Below are 14,990 nucleotides of genomic sequence, written 5' to 3' on the forward strand. Positions count from 1 at the left end.
ACTACAGTCAGCACCAGGCGTACCTTCCCGACCGACGCGCCAACGTCGGCCTTCACTCGAGATCCTCAACCGATCATCGGGAAGGTACGCCCCTTCCCGACCGATCCACAGGTCTCAAGCATTTCTCCGTCTCGGGCTCACCTTCTTGTGACTGCGCGGGCGCGAAGCCTCAGCGCTGGGTATACCTTCTCAACAATCCTGCAGTAGCAGCCATGATGGCTTCGGCGTCAGCGCGGCTCCAGGAAAAGCCCTCGGTGGTTCCGCCGTCGTGGTGGGCTGCATGGGTCATGCCCTTGACGTCCCAGTAAATGGCCGCCCAGCGCTGGTCCTGGGTGCGCTGGGCAGCCGGGGTGTCCGCAACGCTCTTGGCCGACGGCAGGGTGACCAGCCGGGCGATGTTCTCCAGCACCTTCCGGCAGGTGGCCACGCAGTGCTCCCACTGCTGGTCCCGCAGCTCATCCCTTGCCTGGCGCAGCCGGGCGGCGGCCTGAGCCAGCGAGGCCACGTCATCGTCCGAGGCGGCCGGCGGCGGAGAGAGGGCCGAGTCGGTCAGCGGGCTGGGTACCCGCACCAGCACCCCGACTTCCGTACCGGCCAAGTCCAGCAGTTCCTGCCACCGGGTCCGGAGGATACGCACCGGCAGTTCCTCGTGGGCCACCGGATGGACGCCGTCGGGCGGTGCTAACAGGGTGGCCTGGAGCTTGAGGCGCAGGACCACGTCGTCTCGGCCGCGGGCGCGCTCTAGAGAGACGAGCTGATCGTCGGTGAGGGAGACCACTAGCTCTTCCCCTGCCGCGTAGCTGCGGAGAGTCACGACCTGAGGCTCCAATCCGGCCAACCAACGGAAAGTCGGCTGCTCAGCCCAAAAAGTGCCGGTGAGGAGCGCCTGAGTGTTGCTCTGGGGGTTGTCCAGCCATGTGCTGGTGACCTGTACGGGCAGGGTCAGGCGGTGGTTGGCGACACCGGGCATCAGGTAAACATCTCCGAAGGAGACATGGATCTGCCCGAGCGGCAGGTAGCGAAGGGAGGCCATGTTCACGGGGGTAAGGAGTAGCACGAGGCGGCGACAGTCCGGCTTGTCTGGAAGGCTGGCGACATGGCGTGTCGCTTGGCAGGGAACGATATGAGCACACGCCACAAGCCCGGTCGCAGTACCGGAGCAAGCCGCGCCAAGCTGGCGTCGAGGATGAGCTGGACTGGCTGTCCCATGAACAACTCGCGTGAAGGGCTACGGCGGTGACGCGCAGATTGAACTAGTGAACGGCGAGGACCTGTACGGTGGGACTGCTGACGCTGCGGCATCGTCGCATGCTGGTCGCAGAGGTCACCTTCACTCTCGGCTAGGCTGGCCTGGGCGCAGCGCTGGGCGCCTGCCGTAGCCACGTCAGATTCGGCTCAAGCTAGGCCCTGACGGTCCCAGCACTCCGCAGGGTCATCGCGGTGGTGAAGCAACCAATGACCAAGAAGGCTGCCGTCTCGCCAGTGGCTAGCGGGGGCGCTGGCACACTGTTTGAGTACCGGGTGGCTGCAATCGCATACAGCTACCTGTTGTCGGGCGCGCATCCTCCCGGTCTCACGGTACCAATTACCGGCGTCGGACTTCAGCAGCGCGTTCAGGGGCATCTGCTTGACGATATCGTGTTGACAGCCGAGCCTGGTCCGCGTCCTTTGAGCACTGAGTACCAGGTCAAGCTCACGCTCGCGGTAACTGCCGGAGATCCGCATTTCGTCTCGGTAGTCACCCAGGCGCTGCATGTGCTGCGTGACCGGGCCGGCGACATCGCTCGCGGTGACCTCGATCTTGGTGTTGCCGCCCGAGGCGACCGGGAGTCATTAGAACAGCTCGCGGAGTTGGCCCGATTCGCCCGGGGTCATACTGTGGAGGAGACGTTCGCGCAGGTCTTCGTGCCCGCTGTTGTGAAAAGACCGGTACGGGACCGTCTCACCCAGGTCCGCAGAGCAGTCGAGAGGGCCATCGCTGACGGCGCACCTGATCTCGGTGGTGGGGATGTGTCCGCCCACGCGTTTCTGTCGGCGCTGCACGTCTGGTCTGTTTCAGACGCTGATGACGGGGCCGACTACTTGGCTGCGCTCGATCGGCTGGGTCCAGCTGCGGAGTCATTCGGAGTCAATCCGGTCGACCTGTTCGCGCACCTCGCGGCGCTGGCGGAGGGTTGGGGCGTAGTTGCTGGTGTGGTCGACGCCGACAGCCTTCGACGGCAGCTGCGACGCCGCGGGCTCGGCTTACGGAAGTCCACTGACGATGACCGGCTGTTCGGCCCAGAGAGCGTCGATGCGGATGCGGTTGTACGCAATCCCATTGCCGCTTTGGAGCTCGACGAATCGCTCGACCGGGCCGAGCAACTGCTCGCCGCCGAAGATCCATCGGCAGCCGACCTGTTTGCCAACCTTGCCAACCGCCTTGAGGAGGCCAGTTTCTGGCCCCATGCGGCCGTGATGCGGCGTCGGGAGGCCAGCGCGCGTCAGCGCGTCGGCCAAGCGGACGAGGCTGCCTTCAGCCGGGTGGGTCTGGCCTGGAGTCATCTCGACGCAGCCCAGCCGTGGGAGGCTGGGTTTGCCCTCAACGACGGAAGTCGACTCGGTGCCGAGGATTCCATCAGTGCATCGGCCAAGCGTGCCAGCGACGCGGCAGAGACCGCAGTCTGGGTCGCGAAGGGCGCTTCGCTAGATGATCTTGTCGGGACGTTCGACACGCTCGAGGAAGGTGACCCGTACCGCGAACAGGCTGCTGCGTTCCTCTGTGAGCATGCGATCGCTGACGCCAGACCGACCATCGTCCTAGACCGTCGTGATGTGCTTGCGGCGATCGCGCGTGAGGCCGCCAGTCGTGGTGGCCACCCTGCCAAGCGATGCGGCGCGCGTATCCAAATGTGCATAGCGGACGCCACCGGCGAATGGGCCCCACTGCTCCCCGAGATCCATCGCCGGTATCCGAGGTCGATCGTGGCATGGGCGCACGCTCGCTACGGCCGCCACCTTGCGTTGTCCGGTGATGGCGCAGGCGCCCAGACGCAGTACCTGCAGGCCATAGAGCGCGCCTGCGTAGCGAAAATGTTCGATGAATCCGCCGACTGGCTCTACGCCCTCCGCACAGTGCGATTCTGGTACGACAATGTTGGCCGCGATGACGAACACCCCTTGGCTCAGGCTCTCCGACCCAACGCCAAACCCAGCCAGCTTCCTGGGTCACCTCACACCGCCGAGCATGCGCTGCGTGCGATGCTGGCCGACGACAAGCCTGGCGAGGCACTTCAGAAAGGCCGGCAGTGGCGGTGGCAAACCGTCGTCCGCGCGCAGCTCACCGAAGAACTTGAGGCAGTAAAGACGCTCGGAAAGCTGTTTCAGCGACACGACGAGATAGGTGCCGCCATCGAGTGCTTTGTTCGCGCCGGAGAGAAGAATGCGGCGGCCGCAGCCGCACGACTCCTGCCGGACGCGCCCGCCCCCCTCGACACGAGCATGCTAGGACCCGTACCAGCATGCCGAGCCGCCGCATACTCGGCGGTTGCGGCTGCCGCCGACCTGATCAGCGACGGAAACGGCAGGTCTTGGGGAGATGCAGCCCTCGCAGAAATTACTACCGATCAGAGGTGGCGAACGCAAGTTCCGCCAGCTAAATTGTCAGCATTCGATGCCATCGCCGCACTCTGCCCCTGCCTAACTGATAGCCAACTCGACACGCTGCTACGGCTCGTCGAGCCGCTGATCGAACGGCCGCAGGATCGTTACAGGGAAACCGATGATGCCGTCGCGAAGATCCTAATATCGGCATCTGCGAGACGCCCTGACGCTGCTCCGATGCTGGTCCGGGCCCTGCTCGCAGACCAGCATATGGCTAGCACCATCCTCAGCGGAGCGATAGAGGTCCTGAAAACGCACAAGAACGTAGTTGACGAAATGCTCACAGCTGCGGCTCCCACCAACGAATACGCATCCCTCGCACTCATCCTTTCCGGCCTCGACCCTACACCCACGCTAGAGCTGGCGAGGACTCGAGTCGAACAAGACATGACGCCCCGGACATATGAGCCTGGACGGATAACCTATTACACCGGCGCAACCAAGACGGCAATTCTTGCATCAGTGCTCGACTCGAAGACGCGAAACATGGTAGCCCTGACCTTGCTCGACCGGGCGATGGATCGAAGGGAGGCCAGCGCGAGCCGCCGAGACAGCCTGAGAGGACTGCTCGGCATCCTCTCCGAGACGGACAGCCAAACCCAAGAGGCACTCCTGCCGTTCCTGCTGGAGATGGCTCAAGGCGACCATGACGGCGGCCCTATTGACGACATCGAACAGAGAAGCGGCCCATTCGACATGGTCAGAATCAACATGGGTCCGTCGACGCTCTCAGACCTTGCTCTTCAATGCGCGGCCCGCATCGCCAGCGACGAGCAACATTCCGCTACGATAGAGCAAATTGGATTCGCACTGATCCGCACCAGCGATGAGCCCGGTCAATGGCGAATCTTCCGGGCACTCACATCGCTCTCAAGAGTTCGATCTGAAGCGCACCTTCATCAGTTTGCATCGCATCCCAGCCCGGCACTGAGGGCAGTTGCCGCCCGATGCTGGGCTAGGGATCCGAGAACCCTAACTGCCAGGATCACAGCCCAACTGGCGACCGACTCCGACTACCGGGTGCGACAGGTGCTGGCTCATACGTTGAACGACAGGTACAAGCCGGAAACCATCGACGCGAGGGCCAAGCAGCTAATCACCATACTGGCCTCCGATGCCCGCAGAAGCGTCCGAATGCCCATTGGCACCTTGGTGTCCGACCCATCCGATGCTGCTCATGCCTGACGCCCTGCCGTCCACACGTACAACTTCCGCGTCTCTGCTACCGGGCCCTGAGCCGAAGACATCGCCGAAGCGTTCACCCACCTGGCCGCGGTACCCAGCCATCAACTGGGCACCCGGCGCGGACCAAGAACGAGCATCCGGCGAAACCCGGTCACCGGCTATCAGCACGCCCATCGCTGCGCATTCATCGCACGCTTGTCGGCGGCCAGCCGGATTTCCCCGTGGACGGCCAGTTCCGAAGCTACGGAAGGTAACCACGGGTTGCTGATCGTCCGGCGTTCACGAAGGCGACGATCTCGTCGAGTCCAGGGCGATAGCCGTCGCTGGTGTTTACCTCGATCTCGGGCACGCCGAGCCGGACAAGCTGGAAGCCGTGGTGGCCGACGGCATGGATCTGATGGTCGCCGAGGTATGCGTCGGCGTGGGCACGCCGGATCGAGTTCTCGTCCTGCCGTCGCTGGATGCGATCAAAGGCTGTCTGTGCGGTGACCTGGCAGTGCACGACCCGAACGTCGGCCATCCCGATCAATGGCTGCAGGCCGGGGCGCCAGAGGCGGTCTTGGAAGGCTGCCTCGGCGACCGTGGTGACGCCTGCGGTCAGGAGCAGCTGCAGCACCTTGAAGAACGTGGGCAGGGTCCGAAGGGTCAGCTCGTCGCTCGGTGCGGCAACGAAGTCGCCGGCCGCGTGGACCATCCCCTCCTTGATCTCGTCCCGGCAGATCGCTGGGCAGCCGATCCTCCGGGCGAGCAGGTGCGCGAGTGTCGTTTTTCCAGCCCCCGACGGTCCGCTGACGATGACAAGGGTCGGGATTGTTCCCATCACGTCGTTATAGCTCGGCGGGGCCCACCGCGCGGCGTCGGGTAGGGATCAGCTCTGAGTAGTCACCTACGGCCAGATACCTCCCCGCCAAGTGGCCGCCACTGGGGAATCTCAACTGGCCACCAACACACGCTGCGCGGCCACAGGCTTGTCCCAGCGGGCCCCGCGAGGTGTTCGGGCAGTTCGGCCTCCCATTTCGCGGTGCTTGCGTCGCCCGGGCCCGATGCTCGGCAGCACGCCTGCGACGGGGAGTTCGGCCCGGTAGACAGCGACTAACTGTGCCAGACGAGGGCAGCAGCGACCCGTACAGCGAGGGCGACATCGCCCCAACCGATTGTCTGCATGACGCGACGGCCAGCACGGCGTCAGGGAGCGCAGACCGCAATCCGGTGCAGCAGCCAGGTGGTCGGACAACGTTCGACTACAGCGGTTGCCCGCAGGCACAGCCGGTTCGCCGTAGACGGTCGGCGGGGCACCCCGCGTACGGTGATGGCCCAGAGGAGAACCGGCATGAGGCCAGCAGACGGGTACTTGGTGGCGCTTACGTCTCGTCCAGGCTAGTGCGGAGTTGGGTGGCCAGGGTGATCGTGTCGTCTTGCGGTCCGGCGTCGATGTCGGCGAGCACTTTGGTCAGGGCGCGTAGCAGGGTCCAGATGCCGTGGGGGTCTCCGAGGGCGTGTCGGGCGTGCATCGCCTTGCGGTAGAGGGCCTCGTTGTAGCGGTCCAGGCTGATGGCTTTGTCGAGCAGGTCGGATGCGGCTTGTGGGTCGTGGTCGAGGAGGTCGTCGGCGAGGAGGAGGTGGGCTTCGGTGCCCCAGCGTCGGATGGTCTCGCGGTGCGGTTGCACCCATTCGTAGTCTCGGCCTTCGGCGAGCGGGGCGGTGTAGAGGTCGCATGCGGCGGTGAGTAGTTCGCGGCGGCGCGGTTCGGTGGCGATGGTTGCGGTACGTATCAGGTCGCGGAGGGTCCATACGTCGACGTCCACGGTGGTGGGGTCGAGACGGTATCGGCCGGCGACCTTGATGACGTAGGCGTTCTTCGTGTCGGCGGTGCCGGCGCGGCCGAGTACGTGCCGCAGGTTTGAGGCGTTGGTGTGTACGCGTTGGTCGGCTTGGCTGATGCGGGCGTCGGGTTCGAGGTATTCGCCGATGTCCCGGGTGGTGGCGCCGTCGGGGTGTACGGCGAGGTAGACCGCCAGTTCCAGAGCTTTGGCGCGTAGCGGTCGGCCGGGTTGCGTGATGTTGTCGATGCGCGGCGGTCCGAGCACCCGTAGCTGCGCCTTGACCGTAGTGGAGTCGAGCGCCGGCTGTGGGGTGGCCGGTGGTGGTTCGTCGGCGGTCTCGGTCTGGGTCGGGCTGGTGTGGAGCGGGTCGGGCGTGGCCGGGGTCGCTGGTGTGGTGATGGTGGACGGTTCGCCTGTGTGTGCCTCGCGCAAGGTGGTCAGGAATGCCACCGTGTCGGCCGTGTCGAGGACGGCGACGCGCTCGCCGAGTGGCGAGGTTGTGGAGCTTTCGGGATTCCGGGCGTGACCGTCGGCGGTGACGGTGATGGTAGGGCCGGGTGGCCATGTGCCGAGCAGCAGCGCGGTGACGTCCAGGTGGGAACCGGTGCGGAGGGTGGCCTGCACGCGGTGCAGCCTGTCGGGTTCTGGTGTGAGGCTGATCAGCAGCACCGGCGGGAGCGCCTCGTCGTCCGGCACGCGCTGGCGTAGGTCGCCGAGGTCGGTGAGGCTGTGCTCGTCGAGGATGCGGGTGCGGTGCAGCAGCATCGTGTCGATGATGTTCAGGGCCTGGTCGAGGTCGTCGGCAACGTGCAGGCGTGGCCATGGTGTAAGCGTCGCCGGGTCGAGGCCGGTCAGGGTGGCGAGGGTGGCGTGGTCGATGACGACCTCGCCACGGTGGTGCGGCTCGCGAGGGCCGCCGGAGGCGAGCATGGTGACCAGAGCGGCCCGCGTGGCGGCGTGCGCGCCGTCGCCGACGAGACCGACCCCGCCAGGTGGTAGCAGCGACAGGTCGGGGACGGCGGCGGCTCGTTCGGCCAGGTCTTCGGCGGTCGGTAGGTCCAGGTTGCGTACGACGTGGCGGTGTACCTCGGTCACTGCCTGTGGCAGTGCGGGTGGGTTGTCGGTGCCGGCGTTGTCGGGCGGGTGGGGGGTGTAGCGGCGGCGGCGTTGCAGCCAGGCGAGTGCGGCGGCGGCGCTGATCGCGGCGGCCAGTGCCCATGGCAGGAAGCTCCCGCCGGGCAGCTGTATGCCGTCGGCGGTTGAGGCTGGGGCGGTCTGTACGGGCGTTGGGCTCGGATGGTCCCTGTCGGTGGGTGCGTCGGTGGACGGCTTCGGCGTATCCGGCGTGCCGGGTGGGGCCGGTGGCGGGGCTGCTTCTGCTGTGGGCGATGGGGCGCCCCTATCCGTGTCCTCGTTCTGCGGGGGTGACGGTGCCGGTGTGGGTGGCGCGGCGGGGTCGGGTTTCGGTTGAGCGGGTTGGTGGGTTCGTGGTGGGGCTGGTGTGGCGTCGGCCGGTGGTGTCGCGTCGGCGGGCAGGCGCAGCTCCCAGCCGGGGTAGATGAGGTTGCAGTCGCCTAGGGTGCCGCCGACGGTCGGGAAGTGGCGGTGTTTGTTCAGCTGGCAGATTTCCGGCCACCGGTTGGTGTCGCCGAGCCAGGCGGTGGCGATCTTTGACAGGGTGTCGTGGCGTTCGACGGTGTAGACGTAGCGGGTGTCGGCGATGTGGATGATGGCCGGTCCTCGGGCGGCGGCCTGCTGCGGTAGGGGCGGGGTGTTGCCGGTTGAGGTCACTGCGGCGGGTGCGGGGTTGGTGTCGCCGGGGCCGGGCAGGTGGGTGGTGGAGGTGACCGCGAGGGCGGCGGTGCCGGCCAGGCCGAACAGCAGGCGGTGCAGGGGTGCCGGCAACCTGAGGATCGGGATCCGCCACCGGGTCACTGCGGCGACCAGTTCGGCCAGCAGTAGCAGGGCGAACACGGCCCAGAACAGCCACAGCGCCCAGACGGCCAGGCCGGTGAGAACCTCGGTCGTCAGGCGGTTCTGGGGTTGGTCGAGCCATGCGGTCAGTTGTGGCCAGGTCGGTAGCCGCCGCAGCGGATCACCGCCGACGAGCCACAACACGGCCGGAACACCGGCCAGGTACACCAGCGCGCCGACCGCGACGCGAACAGACCGGGCAGCCCGTCCCCGTGCTGGTGGTGGCGGTGGGGTTTCGGGTGGGTGGTAGACGGTGGGGCGAGAGCCGTAATCGGTCAGGCGGCTGGTCTGCGTGGACTCGTCCGGCATGCAGGCACCTTCCCCGATGGTGTCGTGTGCGACCTGTCTCGCATACACGACACTTCACGCGAACGGCCATCCCACCGAGAAGGATTCTCACCATCCGCGCACAAAGGATCACTAACGAGTACAGGTGGTTGACGGGATCCCGTAGCGGCGGGTGACACTGCCGGGCATGTCCAGCGGGGGACCACAGCTGTCGATCGACCTGAGCTCACCCACCGCGATCGCCGCGACCATCGGCCGGTCCGGAGCCCGCATCCCCGTCCTCGTCGGCGGCCGGCACCTCCTGCCCACCGGCATCGCCATCGACCCCGCCGGCCACCGCTACTACGGCATCGATCCCACCGCCGCGCAGAGCCTGCCCACCGGATACCGCTTCATCGGCGACCCGGCCACCCTCCTGACCACCCCGCCTCCCCCGACGGCTGCGGATCCGGTCGACGGGGTGGACGTTCTCGCCGGGCTACTGCGGCACCTCGCCGACCACGCCGCACACCAGGTCGGCGCGCCGATCACCGCCCTGACCCTCACGATCCCGACGGGGTGGGGACCACGCCGCCGTGGCCTGCTCACCGACGCCGCGACCCGCGCCGCACTACCCCCACCGGTCCTGGTCACCGCCCCGGCCGCGCTGGCCGCCTACGCCACCACCCTCGGCCTGCACGCACCCCCCGGGTCCTGCCTGCTCACCTGCCACACCGACCAACGCCCCGCCACCCTCACCGTCCTGCAAGCACACCCCGACGGATACACGGAGTTGGCGACCCAGCCGGTCGGACAACCCCACGACCTGGACCAGATCCTCACCCACCACATCATCACCACCGCCACCAGCGACGACGACCCGCTCCGCGACGCACTCCACCACCCCGACCACGACACCGCAGCCCTCCATGAAGCGGTCCGGCAGGCCCGACACACCCTCGCCACCCACGACCGCGCCCCGATCCTGCTGCCCGCACCCCGCCCACCGGCAGTCATCACCCGCGCCGACGTCACCACCGCCGCGCAACCACTACTCGACCGCATCCCCACCGCCGTCACCGACATCCTCGACGCCGCCGACGTCGACCGCGCACACCTGGCCGCCGTGATCGTCCGTCACACCGGTCCCGTTCCCGGACTCGTCGACACCCTCACTACCGCCACCGCAACCAGCACCGGCGCCGTCGACCAACCCCACGCACTCGCCGACGGCGCACTCACCCTCACCACCCGCCACCACCACACCGCCACCGCCGCCACCACCCAACTCCCCCGCGTCCGTCTCCGGATCACCGACCTCATCACCGCGGTCCTGCTCGGCGGCTGCTCCCTCGCCCTGCTCCTCCACGCCGTCCACAACGCCGACATCTACAAGCTCGAGGGCCGGATCATCGACGTCGTCGTCTCCATGCCCCAACTCGGCGCCGCCGGCGCCCTCGCCGCCCTCGCCGCGTACGCCGTCGCCCACCTCGCCCCCACCACCTGGCTCGCCGGACCACCCACCACCGCCGAACCCACCACCGGCCGACTCATCCGACACGCCTACCTCGCCGCCGCCATCGCAGGCCCCATCACCGCCGCCCTCTACGGCCTCGCCGTCGGCACCGCCCTCCAATACCCCTACCGGCCCTTCCTCACCTGGACCCTCGGCTGGGCACTCCCCCTCGCCGCCTGCGCCACCATCATCGCCGCCGCCGCCCCCCGCATCCCCGCCGACGACCTCCCCCACTGGCTCACCCGCACCAAACCCGTCATCACCCACGCCACCATCGCCGCCACCGGCATCCTCCTCATGACCACCGCACTCATGTCTATGCCCATGAACAGCACCGGCATCGGCATCATCCGCAACGGCGGAGCCGCCCTCATCGGCATCGCCACCGCACTCACCCTCACCCGCATCCGCACCATCCGCATCATCACCGCCACCGGCCTCGCCATCGGCTACGCCCTCGTCGTCACCTGGCCCGCCCACGGCGCCCTCATCACCGGCTACCTCATCGCCCTCACCTGGTGGGCCATCCACCTCACCGCCCACACCCTCCGACTCGCCTTCCCTCTACACCGGACAGCCCTCCACCGACTCATCGGCAACCAGCACCACGGCGGCGACCGGCCTCCGCCGCAGGAGTAAGAACAGGAGTAAGAAGGGGAGTAAGAAGGGGAGCCCGCCAGCAGACCGCCCTGCACTCAGGCTGTCCTACCTGCCGTAGCACCCGTCGGCTCCTCGGCTGCTTGCACCACTGCCTACGAAACCGTCTCCGCGTTGCCCGGCGGTGATCACCACGGCGAGGGTCTTACGGCCCTGCTCGCCGGGACGTGGGCCGACCCCGACACCCGGTACGACCTCCCAAGCCTCGTCCGCTACAGGGTCAGCCTGTCCAGCCTGGGATTCCTACGTAGACAGGCTGGAGGTTCGGCGTGGCCTCGGCGGCGGTCGTGGCCGGTCTTGGCGTAAACGTCACCTGTTGGACCAGTGCAGCCAGTGCCGGATGGTGCGCACGGTAGCCAGAAGAGACGAATTATCTTCCGTCCATCGAGCACCGTTCGATGGACTCTTTTTTGCACCCGCTTCGAAAGCGAATGGAGGTCCCCATGGCCAAATCATCCGGCGCGAGAGCGCCGCCGGTTCCATTTGGGGAACAGTGCTGAATAGCGAATCAGAACAGCATGGATCAGCCAACGACAACTACAATGTAGGCGGGTCACAACGCCATTCGGCCGGCCCGTCGGTAACGCTGCCCGATGCACCACCCACATTCGATGCACCTGCCACTAAGGCGCTGCTTCGGCTGCTGCTGAAGGTCCGCGACCGGCACAGAGAGCTAAGGACGCCTAACACAATGGAGCCTTTGTGAACACGCATCAACTCATCGGACGATCATGCCACTCGCATTGCTTCGCTTTTTACGGGCGAGTCTCTACAGAAGATAATCAGGATCCAGAGTCTTCCTACAACTGGCAGTTCATGCTCGCCGAGAATCTCGTCAAGCCCGTCGGCGGAGAGATTGTCACCAGCTTCTTCGATGTTGGCGACAGCCGCTCGATTCCCTGGCCTCGTCGTCCGGAAGCGAGTCGGCTCCTGGCTGCTCTCAGAGACCCGAACCGAGGTTTCGACAACGTGGTGATTGGGGAACCCCATCGCGCCTTCTACGGCAACCAGTACAGCCTGACTGTTCCGGTCTTCGCCCACTTCGGCGTCAGGCTGTGGGTGCCCGAGGTCGGCGGACCTATCGATCCGGACAACGAGGCCCATGACCTGGTGATGTCGGTCTTCGGTGGCATGAGTAAGGGCGAGCGGACCCGCGTGAAGGTGCGGGTCCGCAGCGCCATGGCCACCCAGGCACTCATGCAGGGCCGCTACCTCGGCGGACGCCCACCGTACGGCTACACGCTCAAGGATCTTGGTCCGCATCCGAATCCGCAGAAGGCGGCCGATGGCAAACGTCTGCACGGCCTTACGCCAGACCTACAGACCGCCCCCGTCGTGCAACGCATCTTCCGCGACTTCCTCAACGGAAACGGGATCTTCGCCATCGCGGAGGCCCTGACCAGCGAGGGAATCCTCTCTCCCTCGGCCTACGACCAGCAGCGCAACCCTCACCGTGACGGTCGCGCCTGGGCGAAGAGCGCCGTCCGCGTGATCCTCACGAACCCCCGCTACACCGGCAGGCAGGTCTGGAACAAGCAGCGCACCGATGAGGTGCTCGTAGACGTGGATGATGTGGCACTGGGGCACATGCCGGTCATGCGGTGGAACCCGCGAGACAAGTGGATCACCTCACAGGAGGTCGTCCACGAACCTCTCGTCAGTGACGAGGTCTTCAACGCCGCTCGCGAACTGCTCGGGTCGCGGGCGCACAAGCCCGCCACCCACAAGCCACACCGCACACGGCATCCGTATGTCTTCAAGAGCCTCATCTACTGCTCGGTGTGCCAGCGCCGTATGCAGGGCCAGCACTCCCACGGCGTCGCCTACTACCGGTGCCGCTACCCCTCCGACTACGCCCTGGCCAACCGTGTCGATCACCCCAAGAACGTGATCATGCGCGAAGACCAGGTAATCGGCCCGATCGACCACTGGATCGCCTCCGCTTTCGACCCCTCACGACGCGATCAGACGATCGAGCTGTTGGCCCGCCAGCTCGGCGCAGAGGTCCGGCCGGCGATTCCACGGCAACAGGCCGCTGGTGACATCACCGCGGAGTTCGACAAGAAGATCGCTCGCTACAGACAGGCTCTCGACGAGGGAGCCAGCCCCGCGGTCGTGGCGGGCTGGATCGCCGAAGCTGAACAGCAGCGCGACAACGCGCTGGCAAGCCGCCCCGCTGCACCCGAGTCCGACCCCATCGACTCAATGACCGCCGAGGACATCGCCTCGCTGATCGCCGAGCTGGGCAACATCGCTGCGGCGCTGGAGGAGGCAGAACCCGAAGACAAGCTCGACCTGTACCGAAGCCTACGGCTGAGGCTGACGTACTCCGCAGAAACACAAACGGTGTCCGCCAGAATTGATCTTGGCGAACACCGTTGGGATTTGGTTCGTGTCCGAGGGGGGACTTGAACCCCCACGGCTCGGGTCGCTGACCTGCGGCGATCCTATCGACCCTGCTCAGCTTGTGTCTACTCGTGCCCCGTTGTAGCCGCTTGTAGCCCGTTGTTCCCGCCCGTTATCCCGCCGGGATCACCGTTGATCTTGCCCAAGCGGAAGGGGCCGGCCCCACGGACCGGCCCCCACCTATACGGCTACAGTTCCACGGACCCGTGCACGGTGTCGGCGGCGTCGACCGGGACTTCCTCCCACGTCCAGTTGCCGCCCATCACCACGTACATGCCGCGCTCGTCGGGCACGATCCGTAGCTCCGGCTCGTCCTCGCCGTACGGACGCCGGTCGACCACAATCACGTCGCCGTCCCACCGCATCTCGGGAACGTCGGCGTCGACCATCCTGGTCAGCTTCGGCTCGGCGATGCCCCGCGCCCGGAGGGTCGCGCGCAGGTGCCGGCGCTCCGCCTCCTGGTCGACGACGATCGCCTCAGCAACCTCTCGGGTGCACTCCCACACCGCCCAGCCGTTCCAGCGGCGGATCAGCGTGCCGGCGTACGCCGACTCGAAGCGGCGGCCGCCGTCGTACGGATACTCCAGCCACTCGCCGGAGAAGTACCCGGACTCGCCGGGTTGCAGGTCGATGTCGAGGTCGAGGGGTGGGCCCGTCTCAGCGGGCGGCCGGTCAAGAGTCATTTCCACGTGAACTCCACTTGGTCAGAACAAGGTCAGGGCGGGCGGTTCGCGCCGCTCGCCCAGCTCGGGCACCGCTCGGCCGGTCTGGTCTTCCCACCAGGCGGCGAACATGCGCCGGTGGCACCAGTTGTCCGGCGGCGGCGCAGACAGGTCGCAGAAGCAGAGCAGGACGAGCCGATCGGTACCGGCGTAGTCGGCGATCTCGGCAAGCTGCTCGGAGATCAGGTCAACGCCGGCGGCTTCCAGCCGCTCCAGATAGATGTGCCGGTACGGACCCTCGGCCATCTTGAGCATTCCGTAGGTCGGCGCGAGGAGCCGCGCGAACCCGGCCAGGTCGTACGGCAACGGGAACCGGGGAGCGCCGACGGTCGTACGGACCGGCGCCCCCTGGTCGGGTTGGAACCGCTGGTAGCGGTTCGTGGACAGCTGCAACTCATCCCCCATTGGGTTCTGCATGGTGGTCGTCGTAGAGCTTCCCGATCGTCGGGATCAGGTCGTCCAGGTGCGAAGCCAGGGCGTCCAGCGCGGACGCGACCACCGACGGGGGGCCCTGGATGGTCAGCAGCTCCAGCTCGATGACCTCGCTGTCGCCGGCCGGCGCGGCGTCCGGCGGCAGCGGAAGCGGCAGGACCGCCTTCGCCTCCACCATCGGCGTAATCAGCTGGCCCCCGAGCCTGACGAGCGTCGCCATGCTGGTCCTCCCATCGCTTCCAGCCGCTTGCGGCGGCACTTCGGTCCCACCCGTTCCATGCGGGCGCGCGCCGTCCGCAGCGGACGCCCGCAGTCCTCGCATTCGACGGGTTCTTCGTCAGGGCTGGCCGGCACCTGGTCAGGCAT

The 14,990-nt window shown here is 66.8% G+C and carries 10 protein-coding genes; 3 read left to right on the forward strand and 7 right to left on the reverse strand.

Translation table 11 applies throughout. The features are described from left to right. Positions 1 to 169: 169 nt before the first annotated feature. The gene (locus tag JMF97_RS28510; protein WP_203224341.1) at positions 170 to 1,033 is read right to left on the reverse strand and encodes a hypothetical protein; all 864 of its coding nucleotides are present in this window, start codon (positions 1,031 to 1,033) and stop codon (positions 170 to 172) included. 422 nt (positions 1,034 to 1,455) lie between these two features. On the opposite strand from JMF97_RS28510, the gene JMF97_RS28515 reads away from it, so the two are divergent. After that, a complete protein-coding gene (locus tag JMF97_RS28515) occupies positions 1,456 to 4,827 on the forward strand; it encodes a hypothetical protein (RefSeq protein WP_203224342.1) in 3,372 nt (1,123 codons plus the stop codon). 241 nt (positions 4,828 to 5,068) lie between these two features. Here JMF97_RS28515 and JMF97_RS28520 read toward each other — a convergent pair whose 3' ends face one another. Together JMF97_RS28520 and JMF97_RS28525 are read right to left on the reverse strand one after the other, a co-directional pair. Then, positions 5,069 to 5,647: a P-loop nucleotide/nucleoside kinase family protein gene (locus tag JMF97_RS28520; RefSeq protein WP_203224343.1), complete on the reverse strand. Its 579-nt coding sequence runs from the start codon at positions 5,645 to 5,647 to the stop codon at positions 5,069 to 5,071. 541 nt (positions 5,648 to 6,188) lie between these two features. Next, entirely contained in the window at positions 6,189 to 8,933 is a 2,745-nt protein-coding gene (locus tag JMF97_RS28525) for an AfsR/SARP family transcriptional regulator (RefSeq protein ID WP_203224344.1), read from the reverse strand. Between the two features lie 166 nt (positions 8,934 to 9,099). Here JMF97_RS28525 and JMF97_RS28530 point away from each other — a divergent pair, with 166 nt between their 5' ends. Together JMF97_RS28530 and JMF97_RS28535 are read left to right on the forward strand one after the other, a co-directional pair. Further along, entirely contained in the window at positions 9,100 to 11,046 is a 1,947-nt protein-coding gene (locus JMF97_RS28530; RefSeq protein WP_203224345.1) for an Hsp70 family protein, read from the forward strand. Positions 11,047 to 11,766: 720 nt separating this feature from the next. Further along, positions 11,767 to 13,476 carry a recombinase family protein gene (locus JMF97_RS28535; protein WP_203224346.1) on the forward strand — a complete coding sequence of 570 codons (1,710 nt, stop codon included), beginning with the start codon at positions 11,767 to 11,769 and terminating at the stop codon, positions 13,474 to 13,476. Positions 13,477 to 13,658: 182 nt separating this feature from the next. Here the strand turns inward: JMF97_RS28535 and JMF97_RS28540 are convergent, their stop codons facing one another. Genes JMF97_RS28540 through JMF97_RS32260 form a run of 4 tightly spaced genes read right to left on the reverse strand, consistent with a single transcriptional unit; the run spans position 13,659 to position 14,990 of the window. Further along, positions 13,659 to 14,159: a hypothetical protein gene (locus JMF97_RS28540; protein ID WP_203224347.1), complete on the reverse strand. Its 501-nt coding sequence runs from the start codon at positions 14,157 to 14,159 to the stop codon at positions 13,659 to 13,661. Positions 14,160 to 14,174: 15 nt separating this feature from the next. Then, positions 14,175 to 14,597: a hypothetical protein gene (locus tag JMF97_RS28545; protein ID WP_203224348.1), complete on the reverse strand. Its 423-nt coding sequence runs from the start codon at positions 14,595 to 14,597 to the stop codon at positions 14,175 to 14,177. Next, complete coding sequence (locus JMF97_RS28550; RefSeq protein ID WP_203224349.1) at positions 14,587 to 14,844, reverse strand: hypothetical protein; 258 nt, start codon at positions 14,842 to 14,844, stop codon at positions 14,587 to 14,589. Before JMF97_RS28550 ends, JMF97_RS28545 begins: the two co-directional genes overlap by 11 nt. Then, on the reverse strand, positions 14,811 to 14,990 hold the full coding sequence (locus JMF97_RS32260; protein ID WP_368856446.1) for a DUF6011 domain-containing protein: 180 nt from the start codon (positions 14,988 to 14,990) through the stop codon (positions 14,811 to 14,813). Before JMF97_RS32260 ends, JMF97_RS28550 begins: the two co-directional genes overlap by 34 nt.

The organism is Micromonospora fiedleri (genome assembly GCF_016774385.1).
Lineage (GTDB): Bacteria > Actinomycetota > Actinomycetes > Mycobacteriales > Micromonosporaceae > Micromonospora > Micromonospora gifhornensis.